Source organism: Mesorhizobium neociceri (assembly GCF_013520985.1).
GTDB lineage: Bacteria > Pseudomonadota > Alphaproteobacteria > Rhizobiales > Rhizobiaceae > Mesorhizobium > Mesorhizobium neociceri.
In genome coordinates, this window is the sequence record NZ_JACDTY010000024.1 from 64,555 (window position 1) to 86,761 (window position 22,207).

At 63.4% G+C, this 22,207-nt stretch carries 20 protein-coding genes; 12 read left to right on the forward strand and 8 right to left on the reverse strand.

The window, feature by feature from the left end:
- Positions 1-57 precede the first annotated feature (57 nt).
- Both lptE and leuS read right to left on the reverse strand, forming a co-directional pair.
- Positions 58-633, reverse strand: coding sequence for an LPS assembly lipoprotein LptE (gene lptE, locus H0241_RS30565; RefSeq protein ID WP_181061483.1), 576 nt, complete (start codon positions 631-633; stop codon positions 58-60).
- Positions 620-3,262, reverse strand: coding sequence for a leucine--tRNA ligase (leuS, locus tag H0241_RS30570; protein ID WP_181061484.1), 2,643 nt, complete (start codon positions 3,260-3,262; stop codon positions 620-622). The genes lptE and leuS overlap by 14 nt, the downstream gene beginning before the upstream one ends.
- Positions 3,263-3,409: 147 nt before the next feature.
- Here leuS and H0241_RS30575 point away from each other — a divergent pair, with 147 nt between their 5' ends.
- The 4 genes from H0241_RS30575 (at position 3,410) to H0241_RS30590 (ending at position 6,004) form a co-directional block, all read left to right on the forward strand.
- Complete coding sequence (locus H0241_RS30575; RefSeq protein WP_181061485.1) at positions 3,410-4,072, forward strand: YggS family pyridoxal phosphate-dependent enzyme; 663 nt, start codon at positions 3,410-3,412, stop codon at positions 4,070-4,072.
- Positions 4,073-4,161: 89 nt separating this feature from the next.
- Positions 4,162-4,416, forward strand: a complete 255-nt coding sequence (locus tag H0241_RS30580) for a type II toxin-antitoxin system Phd/YefM family antitoxin (protein ID WP_181061486.1) — start codon at positions 4,162-4,164, stop codon at positions 4,414-4,416.
- Positions 4,416-4,817, forward strand: a complete 402-nt coding sequence (locus tag H0241_RS30585) for a type II toxin-antitoxin system VapC family toxin (RefSeq protein WP_181061487.1) — start codon at positions 4,416-4,418, stop codon at positions 4,815-4,817. The genes H0241_RS30580 and H0241_RS30585 overlap by 1 nt, the downstream gene beginning before the upstream one ends.
- Positions 4,818-4,954: 137 nt before the next feature.
- Positions 4,955-6,004, forward strand: coding sequence for an aldo/keto reductase (locus H0241_RS30590; RefSeq protein WP_181061488.1), 1,050 nt, complete (start codon positions 4,955-4,957; stop codon positions 6,002-6,004).
- 52 nt (positions 6,005-6,056) lie between these two features.
- Here H0241_RS30590 and H0241_RS30595 read toward each other — a convergent pair whose 3' ends face one another.
- The gene (locus tag H0241_RS30595; protein WP_181061489.1) at positions 6,057-6,965 is read right to left on the reverse strand and encodes a LysR family transcriptional regulator; all 909 of its coding nucleotides are present in this window, start codon (positions 6,963-6,965) and stop codon (positions 6,057-6,059) included.
- A 126-nt stretch (positions 6,966-7,091) separates the two neighbouring features.
- Between H0241_RS30595 and H0241_RS30600 the strand changes: the two genes are divergently transcribed.
- The 3 genes from H0241_RS30600 (at position 7,092) to H0241_RS30610 (ending at position 10,719) form a co-directional block, all read left to right on the forward strand.
- Complete coding sequence (locus H0241_RS30600; protein ID WP_181061490.1) at positions 7,092-8,285, forward strand: MFS transporter; 1,194 nt, start codon at positions 7,092-7,094, stop codon at positions 8,283-8,285.
- A 64-nt stretch (positions 8,286-8,349) separates the two neighbouring features.
- The gene (locus tag H0241_RS30605; RefSeq protein ID WP_328824904.1) at positions 8,350-9,639 is read left to right on the forward strand and encodes an SGNH/GDSL hydrolase family protein; all 1,290 of its coding nucleotides are present in this window, start codon (positions 8,350-8,352) and stop codon (positions 9,637-9,639) included.
- A gap of 45 nt (positions 9,640-9,684) precedes the next feature.
- A complete protein-coding gene (locus H0241_RS30610; protein ID WP_181061491.1) occupies positions 9,685-10,719 on the forward strand; it encodes an aldo/keto reductase in 1,035 nt (344 codons plus the stop codon).
- Between the two features lie 78 nt (positions 10,720-10,797).
- Here the strand turns inward: H0241_RS30610 and H0241_RS30615 are convergent, their stop codons facing one another.
- A complete protein-coding gene (locus tag H0241_RS30615) occupies positions 10,798-11,070 on the reverse strand; it encodes an usg protein (RefSeq protein ID WP_181061492.1) in 273 nt (90 codons plus the stop codon).
- Positions 11,071-11,378: 308 nt separating this feature from the next.
- Between H0241_RS30615 and acs the strand changes: the two genes are divergently transcribed.
- The gene (gene acs / locus H0241_RS30620) at positions 11,379-13,334 is read left to right on the forward strand and encodes an acetate--CoA ligase (protein WP_181061493.1); all 1,956 of its coding nucleotides are present in this window, start codon (positions 11,379-11,381) and stop codon (positions 13,332-13,334) included.
- Positions 13,335-13,382: 48 nt separating this feature from the next.
- Positions 13,383-14,120, forward strand: a complete 738-nt coding sequence (locus tag H0241_RS30625; protein ID WP_181061494.1) for an MOSC domain-containing protein — start codon at positions 13,383-13,385, stop codon at positions 14,118-14,120.
- 96 nt (positions 14,121-14,216) lie between these two features.
- Here H0241_RS30625 and H0241_RS30630 read toward each other — a convergent pair whose 3' ends face one another.
- The 3 genes from H0241_RS30630 to H0241_RS30640 all read right to left on the reverse strand — a co-directional run bounded on the left by H0241_RS30630 (position 14,217) and on the right by H0241_RS30640 (position 18,379).
- Entirely contained in the window at positions 14,217-15,485 is a 1,269-nt protein-coding gene (locus H0241_RS30630) for an SAM-dependent methyltransferase (RefSeq protein WP_181061495.1), read from the reverse strand.
- A gap of 368 nt (positions 15,486-15,853) precedes the next feature.
- Positions 15,854-17,215 carry a pilus assembly protein gene (locus H0241_RS30635; protein ID WP_181061496.1) on the reverse strand — a complete coding sequence of 454 codons (1,362 nt, stop codon included), beginning with the start codon at positions 17,213-17,215 and terminating at the stop codon, positions 15,854-15,856.
- Positions 17,216-17,509: 294 nt separating this feature from the next.
- On the reverse strand, positions 17,510-18,379 hold the full coding sequence (locus H0241_RS30640; protein WP_181061497.1) for a transglutaminase-like domain-containing protein: 870 nt from the start codon (positions 18,377-18,379) through the stop codon (positions 17,510-17,512).
- Positions 18,380-18,562: 183 nt separating this feature from the next.
- Here H0241_RS30640 and H0241_RS30645 point away from each other — a divergent pair, with 183 nt between their 5' ends.
- Complete coding sequence (locus tag H0241_RS30645; protein WP_181061498.1) at positions 18,563-19,228, forward strand: HAD-IA family hydrolase; 666 nt, start codon at positions 18,563-18,565, stop codon at positions 19,226-19,228.
- A gap of 68 nt (positions 19,229-19,296) precedes the next feature.
- On the opposite strand, the gene H0241_RS30650 is transcribed toward H0241_RS30645, so the two are convergent.
- Positions 19,297-19,518 carry a DUF1674 domain-containing protein gene (locus H0241_RS30650; protein ID WP_181061499.1) on the reverse strand — a complete coding sequence of 74 codons (222 nt, stop codon included), beginning with the start codon at positions 19,516-19,518 and terminating at the stop codon, positions 19,297-19,299.
- A 105-nt stretch (positions 19,519-19,623) separates the two neighbouring features.
- On the opposite strand from H0241_RS30650, the gene htpX reads away from it, so the two are divergent.
- Together htpX and H0241_RS30660 are read left to right on the forward strand one after the other, a co-directional pair.
- Entirely contained in the window at positions 19,624-20,655 is a 1,032-nt protein-coding gene (gene htpX, locus H0241_RS30655) for a zinc metalloprotease HtpX (RefSeq protein WP_181061500.1), read from the forward strand.
- A complete protein-coding gene (locus tag H0241_RS30660; RefSeq protein ID WP_181061501.1) occupies positions 20,646-22,028 on the forward strand; it encodes an RsmB/NOP family class I SAM-dependent RNA methyltransferase in 1,383 nt (460 codons plus the stop codon). The genes htpX and H0241_RS30660 overlap by 10 nt, the downstream gene beginning before the upstream one ends.
- Positions 22,029-22,207 lie beyond the last annotated feature (179 nt).

Sequence of the window (22,207 nt, forward strand, 5' to 3'; positions counted from 1 at the left end):
TCAACGAAAAAAGGCCGGGAAACCGGCCTTTTTTGTATCTGCAAAAGTTGGAAGCGCTCAGGCTTTCTTGCCGTGTCTGACAAGATCCTGGGCGACCGACAGGCTCACCATTTCAGCCAGTTCGCGCGCGGCGCGGTTCTCGGCGTCGAGCTGCGCCCGGTAGGAAGCGAACTCCTGCGTCGGCTTGTCGAAGGATGACGGGATCGAGCGTTTGCCGGTGGCGATGACCGCACCGGTCTTGGCATCGGTCAGCACATAGTTCGCGGTCAGCGTCACCGTGCCCGCCGTCGGCTCGTCTTCATCGGTCTGAATCTGCACTTGCGCCGCCGATTCGACCAGTTCGGTGACGCCGAGATCGAGCATGTAGACCGGCGCCGGCGGCTCGCCGGCGCCCTGGCCAAAGGCAAAGATCAAATTGTTACGGACCTGCTGGGCGTAGCGGGTCTTGACCGACTTGACCGCGACCGACGCCAGTTCCGCCGAAGGGCTGAGCGTCGAACCGGCCGTCAACGGCGCGCTGGAATAGAGCGGCCTGACCGTGCAGGCCGAAACCAGCGCCAGCGAGGCGACCATGCCGTACAGCGCTGCGCGGCGCAGCAAACGCGTCGTCTTTTCCAGATTAGGCAACGACATTGACGATCCTCTGCGGCACGATGATCACCTTGCGGGGCGCCTTACCTTCCAGCGCTTTCTGCACGAAGTCGAGAGCCAGAACCGCTTTTTCGACCGCACCTTGGTCCGCGTCGCGGGCAATTGTCAAATCGCCGCGCTTCTTGCCGTTGACCTGGACCGGCAGCACGATCTCATTGTCGACGACCAGCGCCGGATCGTAGACCGGCCACGGCCGTTCGGCGACCAGATCGGTGCCACCCAACGTGTGCCAGCACTCTTCGGCCAGGTGCGGCATGACGGGCGCAACCACATGCACCAGGATCTCCACCGCCTGGCGGCAGGCGCCTTTCAGCGCCGCATCGGCCTTGCCTTCGGCAACGTCGTTGAGCGGTGGGGTCAGTGCATTGGCCAGCTCATAGATGCGGGCGATGGCGCGGTTGAAGCCGAGCTTCTCGATATCCTCGCCGATCGCCTTCAGGATCTTGTGCGCAGCCTTGGAAACGGCGCCCGCCTCGCCATCCTTTGCCGCCTGCGGCTTGACGCCATCGAGCGTCTCGGCCGCGATCGACACCAGGCGCCAGACGCGCTGAATGAAGCGATGCGCGCCGGCGGCGCCATCGTCGGTCCATTCGACGTCGCGCTCAGGCGGCGAATCCGACAGCATGAACCAGCGCGCGGTGTCGGCGCCGTAGCCGTCGGTGATGTCTTCCGGGCTCACAGTGTTCTTCTTCGACTTCGACATCTTTTCGAGCGAGCCGATCGCCGCCTCTTCGCCGGTGGCGATCTCGATGGCGCGGCGCTTGCCGCCGGCATCCTCGATCCTGACCTCCGCCGGCGACAGCCAGCGTCCATTGCTCGACGCGCCGCCGACGCGGTAGGTCTCGTGCACCACCATGCCTTGCGTGAACAGGCCCTTGAACGGCTCGGCGAGGTCGAGATGCCCGGTCTCGCGCATGGCGCGGGTGAAGAAGCGCGAATAGAGCAGATGCAGGATCGCGTGCTCGATGCCGCCAATATACTGGTCGACGGCCAGCCAGTCATCGGCAGCCTTGGGCTCGGTCGGGTCGTTGGCCCAGGGCGCGGTAAAGCGTGCGAAATACCACGACGAATCGACGAACGTGTCCATCGTGTCGGTCTCGCGCCGCGCATCCTTGCCGCATTGCGGACATTTGACATGCCGCCAGGTCGGGTGACGGTCGAGCGGATTGCCGGGACGGTCGAACTCGATGTCGTCGGGCAGCTTGACCGGCAGGTCGGCCTTCGGCACCGGCACGACGCCACAATCCTCGCAATGGATCATCGGAATCGGACAGCCCCAGTAGCGCTGGCGCGAAATGCCCCAGTCGCGCAGGCGGAAATTCACCTTGCGCTCCGCCATCGGCCGGCCGCCGATCGTCTTCTGCTCCAGCAGTTTTGCGACTTCGTCGAATGCCTGATCCGGCTTCATGCCGTCGAGGAAGCGCGAATTGATCATCACGCCGTCATCGACATAGGCCTCTTCCGTGACCTGGAAGGTCTTGGCGTCGGCATCTTCCGGCATCACCACCGGAATGACCGGCAGGCCGTATTTGTTGGCGAAATCGAGGTCGCGCTGGTCGCCCGACGGGCAGCCGAATATGGCGCCGGTGCCGTATTCCATCAAAACGAAATTGGCGACATAGACCGGCAGCGTCCACGAGTCGTCGAACGGATGGATGACACGGATGCCGGTGTCGAAGCCCTTCTTCTCGGCCGTCTCAAGCGCGGCCACCGAGGTGCCCATATGTCTGATTTCGTCGATGAACTTGGCCAGTTCGACATTGCTCTCCGCGGCCTTCCTGGCCAGCGGATGGTCGGCGGCGACAGCCATGAAGGAGGCGCCGAAGATGGTGTCGGGCCGGGTCGTGTAGACTTCCAGCTCGTTCGCGTCGCCACCAATCTTGCTAGAACTTGGCTCTGCCAGCGGCCAGCGGATCAGCAGCCCTTCCGAGCGGCCGATCCAGTTCTGCTGCATCAGCTTGACCTTTTCCGGCCACTCGCCGAGACCGTTCAGCGAATCCAGCAGGTCCTGCGCGTAGTCGGTGATCTTGAAGAACCACTGCGTCAGCTCATGCTGCTCGACCAGCGCGCCGGAACGCCAGCCGCGGCCGTCGATGACCTGCTCGTTGGCGAGCACCGTCATGTCCTCGGGGTCCCAATTGACCTTGGAGGATTTGCGCGTCACCAGCCCTTTCGCGACGAAATCGAGGAACAGCATCTGCTGGCGGTGGTAATAGTCGACGTCGCAGGTGGCGAACTCACGCGACCAATCCAGCGACAGGCCCATCATCTTGAGTTGCTCGCGCATGGCGGCGATGTTGGCGTAGGTCCATTCCTTGGGATGGACCTTGTTCTGCATGGCGGCGTTTTCGGCCGGCATGCCAAACGCGTCCCAGCCCATCGGGTGCAGCACGTTGAAACCCTTGGCCCGCTTGTAGCGCGCCACCACGTCGCCCATCGTATAGTTGCGGGTGTGGCCGATATGGATCTTCCCCGACGGATAGGGGAACATCTCCAGCACGTAGTATTTCGGCTTCGGGTCGTTGTTGTGCGCCTCGAACAGCTTCTTTTCGGCCCAGGCTTTCTGCCATTTGGGCTCTGACGCGCGCGGATTGTATCGTTCGGTTGCCATCGGATGATTTTCACTTAAAAGCAGGCGCAGACCGCCGGACAAGGCCCGGTGGCCGAGGTAAATGTCGTCGCGGTGTTCACCATGGATTGCCGGACCCGTCAACTGCGGCGAGCCGGCCAAGACGATTAAGACAGGCAGGATATAGGCATGGCCAGCGCCGTCGAACAGTTTTTCGCCGTCAAGACGAGGATCGCCACCGCCGAGCGCGAGGCCGGCCGCGACCCCGGTTCGGTGACGCTGGTTGCCGTGTCGAAGACTTTTGAGGCCGACGCCATCCGCCCGGTCATCGAAGCCGGCCAGCGCGTTTTCGGCGAGAACCGCGTGCAAGAGGCGCAGGCCAAATGGCCGGCGCTGAAAGCTGAATTCCCTGACATCGAGTTGCATGTGATCGGCCCGCTGCAGTCGAACAAGGCGAAGGAAGCCGTTGCGCTCGCCGATGTCATCGAGACGGTCGACCGCGAGAAGATCGCCACCGAGCTCGCCAAAGAGATTGCCCGGCAAGGCCGCGCACCAAAGCTCTACGTCCAGGTCAACACCGGCTCGGAGCCGCAAAAGGCCGGCATAGAGCCCCGCGACGCCGTCGCCTTCGTCGCCCGTTGCAGGGATGTCCATGGCCTCGCCATCGAAGGACTGATGTGCATCCCACCGGCGGACGAAAACCCCGGCCCGCATTTCGCCCTGCTGGAAAAGCTCGGCAAGGAGGCCGGCGTGGCAAAACTGTCGATGGGCATGTCCGGCGACTACGAGACCGCCATCGCCTTCGGCGCCACCAGCGTCCGCGTCGGCTCGGCGATTTTCGGCAGTCGGTAGTTCCGACAATTTAGCCTCGCTAACAGCAGCTTCCTTGTCGCCTCGCCATACTAGTGCTATATCTAGCCAAGCTAGCTAGGTATCTTCCAATGAACTGGCATCTGCAGGACGCAAAGAACAACCTCTCGAAGCTGGTTCAGCAAGCGCGTGAAAAAGGGCCGCAGACCATCACCTTGCGCGGAAAGCCGGCCGCTGTCGTGATGGCTGCTGAAGAATACGAGAGACTCGTCGGCTCGAAGCCTTCACTTGCAGAATACCTTCTTTCTGGTCCCGAATGGGACGACGATTTCGTCGAGGAGGTCAATCGCCGCTCCAAGGGGCCAGGCAGAGACGTGGACCTCTGATGTTTCTTTTGGATACGAATGTCGTGTCGGCTGCGCGAAAGCGCGAAGGCCCAGTGGCGGATTGGATGGTCAAGCAAGAGCGCCAGTCTCTGTTTCTGAGCGTCATCACGCTCGGTGAACTCGCACGCGGAATCGAAATGAAGCGTCGAAACGACCCCGAGACAGCAAATCATCTTGCAGCGTGGTTCCACGGTCTGCGCCACAGCTACGAAAACCGAATTCTCGGCATAGATGAGAACATCGCTGCCCAATGGGGGCGCATCTCCGCAATCCGCACACGCGGCGAAGCGGATGGGCTTATCGCCGCGACGGCGCTCTTCCACGATCTCATACTGGTCACACGCAACGTCGCCGACTTCGACGATACCGGCGTCACAATGTTCAATCCGTGGGAAGCCTGACCTGCCCGCGTTGATCAGGTGTCGGGATCGGCCGCGGGGGTTGAGCCAGTACCAGCCCATCATTGCACCACCACTAGAAACGAAACGTACCGTTCCTATTTGCTAGGCGTCATCACCAATCTGCTGGAGCCGCCACCATGCGCTACAATCAACTCGGAAATACGGGGATGTTCGTCTCCGAACTCTGCCTCGGCACCATGACCTTCGGCGCCGCCGGCGAGAATGCCCAATGGGGCCTGATCGCCAGCCTCGACCAGAAGGGCGTCAACGACATCGTCGGCCGTTCGATCGCCGCCGGCGTCAATTTCTTCGACACGGCCGACGTCTATTCCTTCGGCGACTCCGAGCGCTTGCTCGGCCAGTCGCTCAGGGATCTCGGCGTCAAGCGCTCCGACGTCGTCATCGCCACCAAGGTGCACGGCGCCATGGGCCAGGGCCCGAACGAGCGCGGCTCTTCGCGCGGCCACATCATGGACTCGGTTGAGGGCAGCCTGGAGCGGCTGCAGCTCGACCATATCGACCTCTACCAACTGCACGGCACCGACGCGGTGACACCCATCGACGAGACGCTGCGGGCGCTCGACGATCTCGTCGCCAGCGGCAAGGTGCGCTATGTCGGCGTCTCCAACTGGCAGGCCTGGCGCATCGCCAAGGCGCTGGGCCTTGCCGAGCGCAAGGGCTTTTCCCGTTTCGAGACCATCCAGTCCTATTACTCGATCGCCGGTCGCGACCTTGAGCGTGAGATCGTGCCGCTGATCAACGAGGAAAAACTTGGCCTGATGGTGTGGTCGCCGATGGCCGGCGGCCTGCTGTCCGGCAAATACGGCCCCGGCGCGCCTGGCAATGGCGAAGGCCGCCGCGCCGCCTTCAACTTCCCGCCGGTCAATGAGGACCGCGCCTGGGCCGCCGTCGCCGTCATGCGCGACATCGCCAAGAAGCATGATGTCAGCGTCGCCACGGTGGCGCTCGGCTATGTCCTGGCAAAACCCTTCGTCATGAGCGTCATCATCGGCGCCAGCCGGATGGAGCAGCTCGAACAGAACCTTGCCGCTGCCGAGGTAAAACTCGACGCCGACGATCTCGCCAAGCTGGATGAGGTCAGCGCGCTGCCGGCCGAGTATCCCGGCTGGATGCTGGAGCGTCAGGGCGTCGGCCGCCGCCCGGCGCCGTTCACGCCGAAGAAGTAAATCTGTCTCACCTAGTCTGATGCTTCGGGAGCCAGCTGGCTCCCGAATGTTTTCAGGCCATCCGAACGTTCTCGACCAGAAAGTCGAGAAAGGCCCGCACCCGCGCCGGCAAATGCCGGCCCTGTCCGACATAGACGGCGTGGGTGGGCTCCTCGTCGCCAGGGTTGAAATCCTCCAGCAGCGCCGTCAGCCGGCCCGCTGCAATGTCATCGGCCACATGCCAATGCGCCAGCCTGGCGATGCCGGCGCCGCCAACCGCCATCAGCCGCATCGACTCGCCATCGCTGACCAGCGTGTTTCCCGTGATGGGAACCATGATGGCGTTGCCGGCCGCGTCGACAAACTGCCAGCCATCGACATGCCGGACAAAACCGAAAGCCATGCGATTGTGCTTGTCGAGATCGGCCGGTATCCGCGGCGTGCCATGCGTCTTGAGGTAGGAAGGCGCTGCAACCACCGCCATCCGGCTTTGTCCGAGCTTGCGCGCCACCAGCCGCGACTCACCGAGCGGCCCGGCGCGAATAGCGACGTCGGCGCGCTCCTGCATCAGGTCGATGACGCTGTCGGTCAGCACCAGATCGACCGAAATCTCGGGATAGCGTTCGAGGAAGCGCGGCAGCAGCGGGATCAGCCGATGCACCCCGAACGGCACGTAGGAGTTGACGCGCAGCCGTCCGCGCGGCGCGGCACCCACGGCGGCCTCGCGCTCGGCCGCCGCCATGTCAGCCAGGATGCGCAGCCCGCTGTCGTAGAAGGCCGTCCCTTCCGGCGTCAGTTGCAGCTTGCGCGTCGAGCGGCTGACCAGTCGCGCACCGAGCCTTGCCTCCAGCCGTGCGATCAGCTTGCTGACCGCCGACGGCGTCATGCGTAGCGCCCGCGCCGCGGCCGAGAAGCTGCCCGCCTCGACGACGCGGACGAACACTTCGATCTCGCCGGAGCGGTTGATGTCGGGTCTGGCCATCTGTGAATCTATTTCACAGGAAATATGCCTAAGGCAAGTCTAGTTCACAAGGCACGGCGACACGATCTCTCGGGTCGGGGCGCGGGTTTGGACAGGGCGCTCGTCATTGTCGAACTGGAAACCGCCATGCCTCTCGCTCTTTATGCCCTCGCCGCCGGCGCCTTCGGCATCGGTGTCACCGAATTCGTCATCATGGGCTTGCTGATCGATGTCAGCAAAGATCTCGGCGTCTCGATCTCGGCCGCCGGCCAGCTAATTTCCGGCTATGCGCTGGGCGTCGTCATCGGCGCGCCGCTTTTGACCATCGCCACGGGCAACTGGCCGCGCAAGACCGTGCTGCTGGCGCTGATGGCGATCTTCACGCTTGGCAACCTCGCCTGTGCTTTGGCGCCCGATTATTGGACGCTGATGGGCGCCCGCATCATCACCGCCTTTGCCCACGGCACCTTCTTCGGCGTCGGCTCGGTGGTCGCCACCGGCCTGGTCGCGCCCAACAAGAAGGCCTCGGCGATCGCGCTGATGTTCACCGGCCTGACCATCGCCAACATTCTCGGCGTGCCCTTCGGCACCTGGCTCGGCCAGGCCTTCGGCTGGCGCGCCACCTTCTGGGCGGTAACCCTGGTCGGCCTGGCAGCCTTCGCTGTCATCCTGGCTCTGGTGCCGCGTAGTGAGGCCTCACCCGAAAAGACCAATTTGCGCGCCGACCTCGCCGTGCTGCGCCGCACGCCCGTCCTGCTCGGCCTCGCCACCACCGTGCTCGGCTATGCCGGCGTCTTCGCCGTCTTCACCTACATCGCCCCGCTTCTCACCGAGATCAGCGGCTTTAGGGAAACCGCCGTGTCGCCGATCCTGCTCGTCTTCGGTGGCGGTCTCATCGCCGGCAATCTGCTTGGCGGCAAGGTCGCAGACCGCTGGCTGGTGCCGGCCGTGCTCGGCAGCCTCGTGGTGCTGGCGCTGGTGCTCGCCACCATGACCTTCGCCGTCCACAGCCAGGTCTTGGCCGTCATCTATGTCGGCCTGCTCGGTGCCGCCGCTTTCGCCACCGTGGCGCCGCTGCAGATGTGGGTGCTGGAAAAGGCGCAAGGTGCGGGACAGAGCCTCGCCTCGTCCTTCAACATCGCCGCCTTCAACCTCGGCAATGCCGCCGGCGCCTGGCTCGGCGGTGCGGTGATCGCCCATGGCCTTGGCCTCGGCTCGCTGACCTGGGTCGCCGCTTTGCTGCCGGTCGCGGCACTCGGTGTCGCCACCCTGGCGCTGCGCCTCGACAGAAACGGCGGGCGATTGGCGCCGGTCGCCGTCTGCCCAAGCGCTGCGGAGTGACCGCGACTCCGAAACATCCCTGCCCGACAGAAGCCTAGACACGAACCCAACAGGAGAGACCGTTGTGACCAACAGCAGAGATCCGGTTCGCTACGCCATCATTGCCAATGCGGTCAGGCATTTGAAGCTCGTTCCCATGGCCCTGGCGGCGTCGTTGATGTTGGATCCGGCGATAGCCGGCGAAAGGCAGGCTTGGGTCGGCACCTGGCTGGCCAGTCCGCAATCGACATGGGGCGCCGATTTTGCCTTGCCGGTGAAGATACCGCCGCGGCTTGAGAACCAGACCATTCGCCAGACGGTCCGGATCAGCCTTGGTGGCGAGAAATTCCGTGTCGTCCTGTCGAACGAGTATGCCGCCACGCCGGTCCAGATCGGCGAGGCCCGTGTGGCAGTCGCCGGTGAGGGGTCGAAAATCGTCCCCGGCACCGATCGCGCGCTCACCTTTGGCGGACAGGCCAAGGCCGCAATCGCGCCGGGCACATCTTTGATCAGCGACCCGGTGGACATGCCGCTCGATGCCTTGAGCCGGCTTTCTGTCTCGGTCTATCTGCCGCAGGAAACGCGTCTCGCCACCTTTCATTGGGACGGCAAGCAGACTACCTATGTCGGCGACGGCAATCAGACGGCTTCAGATGCATTCGCGGCCACGCAGACAACTGACGCACGTATCCTGCTAAGCGAAATCCTGGTCGATGCCCCGGCAAATGACGGCGCTGTCATTGCCATCGGCGATTCGATCACCGACGGCAATGGCGCCACTTTGGATGCGGACAACCGCTGGCCCGACTTCCTGGCCGCTCGCCTCGCCCCGAAACAGGCGGCTGTGCTCAACGCCGGCATATCCGGCGCCAGGCTGCTGGACGACGCCATGGGTGTGAAGGCATCCGCTCGCTTCGATCGCGATGTCCTGGCCCAGCCCGGCGCCAAGGCGGTGATCCTGCTGATCGGCATCAATGACATCAGCTGGCCAGGCACGCCCTTCGTCCGTGAAAAATCCCTGCCCGCCTTCGAAACCTTAATAAGCGGCTACCTGCAACTCGCCGCCCAGGCCCATGCCCACAATCTCAGCATTGTCGGCGCCACGCTGACGCCCTTCGAAGGCGCGTTGAGCGGGACGCCGCTCGATACCTACTACACGCCGGAAAAGGACGCGCTGCGGCAGAAGGTCAACACCTGGGTCCGCACCAGCGGTGCCTTCGATGCCGTGGTCGATTTCGACCTCCTGCTGCGCGATCCGGAGCATCCGACACGCCTGCTGCCCGAATTCGATTCCGGTGACCATCTGCATCCGGGCGCCAAGGGAAACCAGGCCATGGCCGACGCCATCGACCTCGCCACACTGGTCAAAAACTGAGCGACGCATCCGCTGCTTCGGCTCCCACTTTGAAAGGACAATAAAATGGATTATCGACGTCTCGGCGCATCGGGCCTGAAGGTGCCCGCACTCTCCTTCGGCGCCGGCACCTTCGGCGGCTCCGGCCCGCTGTTCGGCGCCTGGGGCAACAGCGACGCCAAGGAGGCACGGCGGCTGATCGACATCTGCCTTGAGGCCGGCGTTAATCTGTTCGACACGGCGGACGTCTATTCGAATGGCGCTTCCGAAGAGGTGCTTGGCGAAGCCATCAAGGGTCGCCGCGACGCGGTTCTGATCTCGACCAAGACGTCGTTGCCGATGGGCGACGGCCCGGCTGATTACGGTTCGTCGCGCTCGCGCTTGATCAAGGCCGTGGACGCCTCCTTGAAGCGCTTGGGCACCGATTACATCGATCTTCTGCAGCTGCATGCCTTCGACGCCGGCACACCGGTCGAGGAAGTGCTGTCGACGCTGGACGATCTCGTGCGCGCCGGCAAGCTGCGCTATGTCGGCGTCTCCAACTTCTCTGGCTGGCAAGTGATGAAGTCGCTGGCCGAGGCCGACAAGCATGGCTACCCACGCTACGCCGCGCATCAGGTCTACTATTCGCTGGTCGGCCGCGACTATGAATGGGAACTGATGCCGCTCGGCCTCGACCAGGGCGTCGGCGCGCTGGTGTGGAGCCCTCTCGGCTGGGGCCGCCTGACCGGCAAGATCCGCCGTGGCCAGCCTCTGCCGGAAAGGAGCCGGCTGCACGACACGGCCGATTTCGGCCCGCCGGTCGCGGACGAACATCTCTACCGGGTGATGGATGCGCTCGATGCGGTGGCGCAAGAGACCGGCAAGACCGTGCCGCAGATCGCCATCAACTGGCTGCAGCAGCGCCCGACCGTGTCATCGGTCATCATCGGCGCCCGCAACGAGGAACAGCTGCGCCAGAACCTCGGCGCCGTCGGGTGGGTGTTGACGCCCGAGCAGGTGAAAAAGCTCGACGCCGCAAGCGAAGTTACCGCGCCCTACCCGTACTTCCCCTATCGCCGCCAGGAAGGCTTTGCCCGGCTGAATCCGTCGGCGGTGTGATCGGATCGGCTACTGAAGCCAAAGGTTCGCGGGACAGCGCCGTAGATCGCCGACCTCAACGGCTCCGAAGCCGCAGCCCTAGTGCAGCACGAACTCCCCATCCACCTTCCGCCATTCATTCGGCGCGATCAGCTTCTGATGCGTATAGCTGACCGAATGCAGCGGCCCGTCCAGCTCTGCCTTCCAGAACTCGATGAATTTGATCAGCACAGGAAACGTCGGCGCCAAATCGTAATCCTGCCAGATGAAGCTTTGCAGGAGATGCGGGTGGTCGGGAAAATGATACAGGATCTTGGCCGTGGTCAGGCCATAGCCCTTGAGCATCAGGTCCATTTCGGAATGGTCGCGCATGGCAGTACCCCTGGCCCGGTTGATTCTCCATTCCTCCCAACACCGAATTGTGCGCGCCGTTCCTTAACTGTCTATTGATTTTTCTTGATCCTGAACGGGTTTTCCGCGCGAAAACATGCAGTTAGCAGCGACCGCATCCGAGTGCTGACACAACCAGAAACAGGAACTGCGGCATCCCGCCACGCGAATCCAACGTCTAATGTTGCCGTCGGCGCGGAACTGTTAATAATGCCGCCGAATTCGCGGCTGCGTCGCCGTGATCCTGCCGGTGGTCAAGCCGGCGGCTGGTTTGGGAGGAAAGTGAAGACATGTCCGAGGTGAAGATCCACCGCGTCCAGCCGGCGTGGAAGAAGAACGCGCTGATCGACAACGACACCTACCTCAAATGGTATGCCGACAGTGTGAAAAATCCGGACAAGTTCTGGGGCAAGCACGGCAAGCGCATCGACTGGTTCAAGCCGTTCAGCAAAGTCAAGAACACCTCCTTCGACGGCAAGGTCTCGATCAAATGGTTCGAGGACGGCGAGACCAACGTCTCCTACAACTGCATCGACCGCCATCTGAAGAAGCGCGGCAACCAGACCGCCATCATCTGGGAAGGCGACAATCCCTATGACGACAAGAAGGTCACCTACAACGAGCTTTACGAGCACGTCTGCCGGCTGGCCAATGTGATGAAGAAGTACGGCGTCAAGAAAGGCGACCGCGTCACCATCTACATGCCGATGATCCCGGAAGCCGCCTATGCGATGCTGGCCTGCACGCGGATCGGTGCCATCCACTCGATCGTCTTCGGCGGCTTCTCGCCCGACGCGCTGGCCGGCCGCATCGACGACTGCAAGTCGACCTTCGTTATCACCGCCGACGAGGGTCTGCGCGGCGGCAAGCCGATCCCGCTGAAGGAAAACACCGACAAGGCGATCGAGATCGCGGCCAAGGCCGGCACCAAGGTCGAAAAGGTGGTGGTCGTGCGCCGGACCGGCGGCAAGGTCGGCTGGGTGGCCGGGCGCGATGTCTGGTACCATGACGAGATCGCCACGGTGAAAGGCGACTGCAAGCCGGAGAAGATGAAGGCCGAGGATCCGCTGTTCATCCTCTACACCTCAGGCTCGACCGGCAAGCCGAAGGGCGTGCTGCACACCACCGCCGGCTATCTCGTCTATGCCTCGATGACCCACCAATATGTCTTCGACTACCATGACGGCGATATCTACTGGTGCACCGCCGATGTCGGCTGGGTCACCGGCCACAGCTACATCGTCTATGGCCCGCTCGCCAACGGCGCTACCACGCTGATGTTCGAGGGCGTGCCGAACTACCCCTCGCAGTCGCGCTTCTGGGAAGTCATCGACAAGCACAAGGTCAACATCTTCTACACCGCGCCGACGGCACTGCGCGCGCTGATGGGTGCGGGCGACGAGCCGGTGAAGAAGACGTCGCGCAAGTCGCTGCGCGTGCTGGGCTCGGTCGGCGAGCCGATCAACCCGGAAGCCTGGCAGTGGTATTTCAACGTCGTCGGCAACGGCAAGGTGCCGATCGTCGACACCTGGTGGCAGACCGAGACCGGCGGCATCCTGATCACGCCGCTGCCCGGCGCGACCGACCTCAAGGCCGGCTCGGCGACGCGGCCTTTCTTCGGCGTCAAGCCGCAGCTGGTCGACGGCGAAGGCAAGGTGCTGGAAGGGGCGGCCGACGGCAATCTCTGCATCACCGATTCCTGGCCTGGCCAGATGCGCACAGTCTATGGCGACCATGAGCGCTTCGTGCAGACCTATTTCTCCACCTATAAGGGAAAATATTTTACTGGCGACGGCTGCCGCCGCGACGCCGACGGTTATTATTGGATCACCGGCCGCGTCGACGACGTCATCAACGTCTCCGGCCACCGCATGGGCACGGCGGAAGTCGAATCGGCACTAGTCAGCCACGACAAGGTTTCCGAGGCCGCCGTCGTCGGCTATCCCCATGACATCAAGGGCCAGGGCATCTACAGCTACGTCACCTTGATGAAGGGCGTCGAACCGACCGAAGAGCTGCGCAAGGAGCTTGTCGCCCATGTCCGCAAGGAGATCGGCGCCATCGCCACGCCCGACAAGATCCAGTTCGCGCCCGGCCTGCCGAAAACGCGCTCCGGCAAGATCATGCGCCGCATCCTGCGCAAGATCGCCGAGGACGATTTTTCCGCGCTCGGCGACACCTCGACCCTGGCCGATCCAGCCGTGGTCGACGACCTCATCGCCAACCGCCAGAACAAGAAGGGCTGACGATCATTCGGCCCCAGGTTTGTCAGGACACGATTGGCGAGACGCGAAATGGCTGAGCTTGGCTCCGTCATCGAACTCTGGCGCTATCCCGCGAGCTCGCTCGCCGGCGAACGCCGCGACGCCATTTCGGTCGGTGTCGAGACCATCGACGGCGACCGGCTGTTCGGTCTCGTCGACACCGCCGACAACGAGATTGCGCGGCCTGACCGCGACGCGAAATGGCACAAGGTGCCGCGCATCCGCACAAGGCTGAGCAACGACCGGGAGCTGGAAATCGCCGTTCCCGACGGCGGCTGGCTGGCAGCACCTGGCGTCGAATGCGACCGCGCCGTCTCGGCCTATCTCGGCTTCGCCGCCTCGATCCGGCCGTTCAGCCAGGACAACGCGCGCAACTATACCGGCCCGCTGACCGCCGAGCGTTACCGCAAGGCGCCGATCCATCTCTTGACCACCGCATCGCTGGCGCGGCTGAAGGCGCTGCACCCGGAAGGCGTTCCCGATCCGCGCCGCTTCCGCCCCAACATCGTCGTCGACATGGCGGCGGTCGAAGGTTCGTTTCCCGAGACCGAATGGATCGGCCGCAAGCTCGCCATCGGCGATCTCATGCTGACCATTTCCGCGCCATGCCGCCGCTGCGGCTTCACCATCATCAGCCAGGACGGCTTCGACCACGATCCCGGCATCCTGCGCAATCTGGTCCGCCACAACGCCCACAATCTCGGTGTCTATTGCACGGTCGACCGGCCCGCCAGCGTCGAGATCGGCGCGCCGATGCGGTTCGTCTAGGCCCTCAACAGCGCGAAGCGGGTAGACCAAATACCTTGGAAATTGGCCTAACCTTCGCGCGAAGGCGCGGGGGTTTCGCTCCCGGATCAGACATCGCTACCGATACAGATCCGCCCGTGTCGGCGGCAGCCCGCTCGGGCCTCGCGCGCGCTTGGTGACGACGGTCTGGAAAATCTGCGCCGAAGCGCGCTCGAAGGTGATCGAACAGCCGGTGAGATAGAGCAGCCACAGCCGCGCCCTGGCCTCGCCGACCTCGGCGACCGCCGCGTCGAAGCGGGCCTGCAGCCGCTCGGCCCACAGCCGGCAGGTGCGCGCATAGTGCTCGCGCAAATTCTCGACGTCGTAGACGAGGAAGCCATGCGCCTCGAAATTGCCCAGCGTCATGCCGATCGTGTCGAGCTCGCCGCCGGGAAAAATGTATTTGAGCAGCGCCTTGAACTCCGGCCCCTTGCGCAGGGTCTTCTTCAAGTCGCCCTTGCTGCGCCTGGTGATGGCGTGGTGCAGATAGATGCCGCCCGGATTGAGCAGGCGATGGATGGTCTTGAAATAGGTGGCGTGGTTGGCGAGCCCGAGATGCTCGAACATGCCGATCGACGATATCTTGTCGAAGGTGCCGGTGAGTTCAGCATAGGATTTGATCTCGATGGTGATGCGGTCTTCCAGTCCCTCGGCGCGGATCCGCTCGCGGGCGAGGTCGGTCTGCGCCTGCGACAGCGACACGCCATGACCGATGACGCCGTAATTCTTCGCCGCATGGATCAGCATGGCGCCCCAGCCGCAGCCGATGTCGAGCAGGCTTTCACCCGGCTTCAGCCGGAGCTTCCGGCAGATGTGGTCGAGCTTGTCGGCCTGCGCCTGGTCGATTCCGTTGGCGAAATCCGTGAAATAGCCGCAGCTGTAAACCATGCGCTCGTCGAGGAAGAGCCGGTAGAAGGCATTCGAAATGTCATAGTGATGCTGGATTGCTTCCTGGCTCGAACCGCTGACATAGGGATTGCGCCCCGACAGATCGGTGCGCGCGCTCATCTGCTTGCGTGACAAAAGTACGGCAGGCAGGTCACGCAGGATCGCCAGCTTCGGCAGCGACTTGATCTTGGTCCTGAGCTTGCCTTGCGACGGCAGGGCGTAGAAATCGAAAATCGTCCCGTCTTCGATGTCTATGGTCTTGGAAATCCACATCTCGATCAGCGTCGACAAGGATGGCCGCTTCACCACCTGCCAGACAATGTCCTGGTCGTTGATGGTGAGCACCGGACCGCTGGCGGGACCGATCCGCTCGCCGGTCCACAGCCTGACGGCAAAACCCGGCTTCAGCGTTTCGATCACCGTTCGAACGATCCGAGCGGCCTTCTCGGCTGCCTCCATGCCTTCCTCCGAATGCTGGTCCCCCGGCAGGAGTTTGCCCGCCCGGCCGGCCGACCGCAACCCGCCGCGCGTGGAAGCCGGGCTGCCCGTCCTATTTCAGACAGACACCTTGTCTTTTGCTGCAACGCACCCCATCATGAGGACGTGTTCAACAAATCGAAAGGAGGTGATCCGATGTCGAGTGATTTCGTTTTCCAGAACGTGGCCTCAGCGGATTGCACTTTCGGGAAGCAGTCTTCCCGTTAAGGCGCGAGAAGCGCGGTGGGTGACTTCGGTCGCCGCCATCGGCCGCGCCATGGACGGAAACACGGAAGGCCGCCGGCTTCATCAAGAAGCGGCGGCCTTTTCCTTTTGGGCCTGAGAGACGGCTAATTGGTCAGCGCCAAATTCTCGATGTTGCGGGCAATGGTCTGGAAGGCATCGTTGAGTTCTGTGCCGGTGGCAACCTGGTAGAAATGCTTGATGCTGCCGGTGTCCGGGCTGGCGCAGTCCTGCAAGGTGGTCTTGGCATTCTTCTCGGTGAGATTGAAGCCGATGGTGAAGATCTCGATACCCTTGTTGCGCATTGCGCCGCACAAGGTCTTGGCTGCCGTGCGGGTCGGTTCCTTGCCGGCGTCGTTATAGACCTGGTCGACGCTGCTGGCGTCGAAATAGGACAGGTTGAACTCGCCGTCGGTCATCAGGATCGCAAATTTGGCGACCTTCTTCGGGTCCATTTTGGCCGGCCGCTGCGAGGCCTTCATCACACTGCCCCAGTTTTCAGACAGCATGTACCAGGCCCACTGCACGCCGATATGGCCGGCCGTGCCGCCCGAAGCGGCAAAATTCTTGATCACGGTCTTGAGCGCGTTGGCGTCGGCCGTCAGCGGCATCAGCGCTGCGGCCGGGCAGGCCGCCGTGTTGGTGTTTTGCGCGAAGCCCGACAGGAAATAGTCGCGATTGACCATGCCGACATCGGGACCCGCATCCGTGTATTGATTGGCGCCCTTGCGCTCGGTTGCACAGTTGTCCGGACGCGTCGATGACGAGACGGCTTGCGGGTCTTCATTGCCGGGCGCCTGCTTGCGCTGGCTGGACTTGGTTTCGACAAACACGCTGCTGGCAGCAAGCGCGCCGGCATTGACCGAATTGGCGTAGGGCACGATGGCGACGCGCACCCGCGGCTTGGACAAGTCCTGACCGGTCAGGAAGGCATCGACGGCATTGCTTGCCGCCGTCTTCAAATCCTTGATCTTCTGACCGGCCATCGAACCGGTGACGTCGAGCATCATCGAAACCTCGATGGTCTTGTCGGAATAGAGCGCCGTGGTCGAGGCGCCGACGCGCTGCATGTCGCCGACGCTGAACAGCGGAAAGTAAAGCCCGACATCGACATGGGCGTCGGCCTTGACCGTATTGGCGGTCCTGTCGACGGTCAGCTTGTCGAGAACGATCTGGTTGGCCTGCAATATGCCGGCCATGCTGTTGGCGTCGAGAAAGGCTTGCACCGACTTGTTGGCGTCGACTTCCCTGATAACCCCGGTGGTCAGGTCGCGCGCGGTCGAGGTGACAGCGGCATCGACCACGCCCTGCAGGCTCGATTTGGCGTTGTAAATCTGAGAGATGTTGACAGCAAAGCCGACGCTGAGCGCCAAGACCGAGGCGGCAAGGCCGAACAGCACCGCGAAACTTCCACTGCGATCCCTGGCGAAAACGCCAGCCGCGTGAATAAGACCCCCGTAATTCCGCATCCTTCAGCCTCCGCTCGCCTCGGCCTCGTCGCCGCAGGAAGGCCAATGCAGGATTCCGGCCGGATCGCGCGGCCACCTGCGCGCAAGCCCCCCGCCATCGTTCAAGCTGTTGTTTTTGCTGAGTTCGGCCTCGTCGCAAGGTGAACGAGCGGTAAACAAAAATTCACGGCAGCCCCTTCGTTTACGAAGTACTCACCATGATCTGTCGCAGGGCGAATCCCGGTCCCGATCCGGCACAGATGTCCGAAAGATGCAGTGTGTCGAAGCGGATCAGAATCCCTGCCGCGAACCGCTCTACGCGAGCATGCGCGCGCTGATGGTCTTGTCGACGCCGTGATAGGGCGGGTTGAACAGTTTGCCCTCCTGCTCATGGGTCCAGACCTTGAACAGGCCGAGCCGATGTGGGCCGAAACTGTGCAGCAGCGGCACATCCGTCGCGTCGCGGCCCCGTGCGATGACGACGCGGCCGATCCTCGGCCGGTTGTGGCGGGGGTCGAACGTGTACCATTTGCCGTCCAGGAAGACTTCCAGCCAGGCGGAGAAATCCATCGGCGCCGGATCGACCGGCACGCCGATGTCGCCGAGATAGCCGTTCACATAGCGGGCCGGGATGTTCATGCAGCGGCAGAGCGTGATCGCCAGATGGGCAAAGTCGCGGCACACACCAACGCGCTCCTCATGTGCCTGCGCGGCGGTCCGCGTCGGCCGCGCATAGCCGTAGCCGAAAGACAGCCGGCTGTGGACATAGTCGACGATCGCCTGCACCCGCGCCCAGCCAGATGGAACATGCCCGAAAAGCTGCCAGGCCAGGCCGCCGAGATGATCGGTTTCGCAATAGCGGCTGCCGAGGAGATAGCCGAGCACATCGTCCGGCAGTTCCGCCACCGGCATTTCTTTGGCCAGCGTGTTGACCTCATCCGGCTCGCCACTGTCCTCGACGGTTGCGTCGTAGAGGATGCGGAAATTGCCGGCGGGAGCGACAAAGCGGCGGCAGGCATTGCCGAACAGGTCGTGATAGACCTTGCTCGGCACCGAAGGCGAGGTCAGCACGCGCGTCTGCCGCTTGATGTCGGCCTGGCGATCCCTGTGGATTTCGAGCAGCGAGATGACCGGCGTGGCATCGGTGCATTCAATGGCGATTTCGTAGCCGAGCCTGATCAGCATGGCGTTTCCCCCGTCATTTCTTATGGAAGACAGTTTGGTTTAAACGCCAGAAGCAGGATCATGGTTCCCTGGAATTGTCGAAAAGACCCGCCCGCGCCTTCCCAGGCAGGCGCCGTGGCGTTACGGTCGAACGACATGTTTTGACCCTCCCGAAACGCTCCCGAAAACCCTTTGGAAAATCAGATGTTTGCAGGCAGAAAATTCGCCGCCTTCCTCTTCGATATGGACGGCACGATGCTCAATTCGATTGCTTCGGCCGAGCGCGTCTGGGCGGCGTGGGCGCGTAAGCACGGCCTCGACGTCGAAGCCTTCCTGCCGACGATCCATGGCGTACGCGCGGTCGAGACCATCACCAGGCTGGCGCTTCCCGGCGTCGACCCGGTGCACGAGGCGCTGGTGCTGTTGCAGGCCGAGTCGGACGATGTCGAAGGCGTGCTGCCGATCGCCGGCGCCGTGCCATTCCTCAACGCGCTGCCGCCCGAGCGCTGGGCGATCGTCACCTCGGCGCCGCGTCCGCTGGCGCTGTTGCGCATGCAGGCGGCCGGCATCCCGGTTCCCGCCTTGATGGTCGCGGGCGAGGACGTGTCGCACGGCAAGCCGGCGCCCGACTGTTTTCTGCTGGCGGCAAAACGGCTCGGCGTCGACATCGGTGACTGCCTGGTCTTCGAGGATGCCCCGGCCGGCATCGCGGCGGCGGAGGCAGCAGGAGCATCGGTGATGGTGATCAGCGCCACCCACCAGCATCCAATGGCGACGCCGCACACCGCGATTGCCGGCTACGACACCATCTCCGTTGCCATCGATGACAACGGCTGGATGACGCTGGAGGCGCAGCGCAGCGCGGCCTAAAGCAATTCCAGGACAAGTGTGAAACGGTTTTCCGTCCGGAATTGCGTCAAAAAAGAGATCGTTAGCGGCTAAAAATCGGTTGCCAGGCCCTTCACCTCCCAGTCGCCGTAGCGGCCGGGTTCGTTTCCGCCACGGCCGCCGATTTCCTTCGGCAGCACCGCTTCCTTCTGGCGATACTCCTCACGGCGCGCCTTGGCTTCGGCCAGCGCGCGGCTGGCGGCCGGCGTCAGGTCCTTCTGCGGCGCACCGGCATCCCGGTCGGCATCGGCTTTGCTGGTTTCGTCGGTCATGCGATAGTCCCGGCGGATTGAAACGAACGGTGGCGTTTCCCATCATATAGCGATGATGACACCCGGATCGACCCCTTTTTACCACGGCCGCAAACGGAGCAAACGATGAGCACGCTACGCACCGCCATGCTGCTGGCCGCGATGACGGCGCTGTTTATGGGCGTCGGCTTTCTGATCGGCGGCACTGGCGGCATGATGATCGCCTTTGTGGTCGCCGCCGGCACCAATCTGTTCAGCTACTGGAACGCCGACAAGATGGTGCTGTCGATGAACCACGCCGTCGAAGTCGACGCCAGGAATGCGCCCGAATTTTACGCCATCGTCGAGGCGCTGGCCAAGCAGGCCGGCCTGCCGATGCCGAAGACCTATCTGATCGACAACCCACAGCCGAACGCCTTCGCCACCGGCCGCAACCCCGAAAACGCCGCCGTGGCGGCCTCGACCGGCCTGCTGGAGCGCCTCTCGCATGAGGAGGTGGCGGCCGTCATGGCACATGAGCTCGCCCATATCCAGCACCGCGACACGCTGACCATGACCATCGTCGCGACACTCGCCGGCGCCATCTCCATGCTCGGCAATTTCGCCTTCTTCTTCGGCGGCAGCCGCGACAACAACAATCCGTTCGGCTTTGTCGGCGTGCTGGTGGCGATGCTGGTGGCGCCGTTCGCCGCCATGATCGTGCAGATGGCGGTCAGCCGCACACGCGAATACGAGGCCGACCGGCGCGGCGCCGAAATCGTTGGAAATCCGCTTTGGCTGGCATCAGCGCTTGACAAGATCGCCCGCGGCGCCGAACGCATCCGCAACCCGGATGCTGAGCGCAACCCTGCGACTGCGCATCTGTTCATCATCAATCCCCTTCACGGCGAGCGCATGGACAGCCTGTTTTCGACCCACCCGAACACCGACAACCGGATCGCCGCGCTACAGGCGATGGCGCGCGACATGGCAGGCCGCTCCAGCCAGCCCGTACCGCGCCAGGCGCCGACGCCGGAGCCCACCGAAGAATTGCAAGCCGATGGCCAGCAAGGCCCATGGGGCAAGCCGGCGCAGCCCGAGCCGCCGGCTGAGTCGGCCAAGCCAAAATCCAATCCGTGGGGCCGCAACCCGACCGGACCCAAAGGTCCGTGGTCGTGAGCGAAGCCAGAGGCCGGCCCGCACACTCAGGCAATCGCGAAAACAGCTCGGACGAATCCGTCGCCGGCCTCGCCGCGCGCAAGGCGGCGACGCGGCTGCTGGCCGCCGTCATCGATGCGAGGACGCCGCTCGACGGGCTGACAGATCACGAGAACGGCCATCCGCAATACAAGGCGCTCGACCTGCGCGACCGCGGCCTGGTGCGCGCCATACTGGTGACCGCGCTGCGCTACCGCATGACCATTGCCGGGCTCCTCGCCCGCCGCCTCGAAAAGCCGCTGCCGCCCAACGCCACGGCTCTGTCGCACATATTGCATGTCGCGGCGGCGCAGATACTGTTCCTCGACATCCCCGACAGCGCCGCCGTCGATTTGGCTGTGACCCACGCCAAGTCCGACCCGCGCACGCAGCGCTTTTCCGGCCTCGTCAACGGCGTTCTGCGCACACTGGCGCGGGCCAAGGACACGGAGCTGCCGGCAGCACTTGCCGCCACCGACGAAGCGCCAAAGTGGTTCACCGACCGGTTGAAGGCCGCCTTTGGCGCCGACAAGACGACGCAGATTCTTGCCGCTCACCGGATCGAGACGCCAGTCGACTTCACGGTCAAGGCCGATCCCGAACTCTGGGCCGAAAAGCTCGGCGGAATCGTGCTGCCGACCGGCACGATCCGGGTGGAAAAGCTCAGCGCCTCCGTCACCGAACTGCCCGGCTTCGGTGAAGGCGCCTGGTGGGTCCAGGACGCCGCCGCCAGTTTTCCAGCGCGGCTGTTCGGCGATGTCAAAGGATTGCGCGTCGCCGACCTCTGCGCCGCCCCGGGCGGCAAGACCGCCCAGCTGATCCTTGCCGGCGCAAAAGTCACCGCCGTGGACACCTCGAAAAACCGGCTGGCGCGGCTGACGCAAAATCTCGAGCGGCTCGGCCTGTCCGCCGAAATCGTCCAGGCCGATCTGCTGAAATACCAGCCAACAGAGCTGTTCGACGCCGTGCTGCTCGACGCGCCCTGCTCTTCCACCGGCACGGTGCGACGCCACCCCGACGTGCCGTGGACGAAAACAATGGCTGACGTCGAAAAGCTTGCCGACCTGCAGGCAAAGCTGCTCGCCCGCGCCGTTACTTTGGTCAAACCGGGCGGTCGGATTGTTTTTTCCAACTGTTCGCTCGACCCGATCGAAGGCGAGGATCTCTACCGCGCCTTTCTGGCCGCGGACAAAAACATCGCTGACGATCCGTTGCAGCCGGGCGAAATCGCCGGCTTCGATGCCTTCCTGACCAGCCAAGGCACGCTACGCACCACACCAGCCGATCTCGATCTCGGCTCGCTCGGAATTTCCGGCCTCGACGGCTTCTTCGCCGCCCGCATGCGGCGTGTCTAGCGCCGAAGGCGGGCTGAGATTCAGGTCAGGCCGCGTCGAAAATGGCGGCTTCCGAGAACCGGAGCGGAGCGTACTCAAGTACGTGTTGGGGTGGACGGCCCCCGACGGCATCGCAATGTGCCAGAATGAGGTCGTTGCAAATCTCAATCAAGGAGACCGTCCGTGGATAAGATTATTCG